1 pseudogene is annotated in these 304 nt (G+C 66.1%); it reads left to right on the forward strand.

Annotated elements, in window-relative coordinates:
• Nucleotides 1-191: pseudogene (locus PZH32_RS12740) on the forward strand (DNA primase); the annotation flags it as partial.
• Nucleotides 192-304: the final 113 nt, after the last annotated feature.

Consider the following 304-nt stretch of genomic DNA (forward strand, 5'->3'; position numbering starts at 1 on the left):
AGGAAATTTGCGCGCGCACTGCGGAGTTCTACCATACCCAGCTCATGCGCGGCAAGGGCGCCGAGCCCGAAGCGGCCCGTGCTTACCTGGCCGGTCGCGGCTTCGGCGGCACGGTGCCGAAGGACTGGAACCTGGGCTTTGCCCCCGGCCATGGGGTGCTCGTGCGCCACTTGACTGGCCTTGGCTTCTAGGGCGATGAATTGGTGGCGGCCAACGTGGCGCTGACCGGTCGCGACGGGCGGCTGCGCGACCGCTTCTTCAACCGCGTCATGTTTCCCATCAACGATGTGCAAGGGGAGTGCAT

Source organism: Adlercreutzia equolifaciens (genome assembly GCF_029076695.1).
In the GTDB taxonomy this organism is placed as follows: Bacteria; Actinomycetota; Coriobacteriia; order Coriobacteriales; family Eggerthellaceae; genus Adlercreutzia; species Adlercreutzia equolifaciens_A.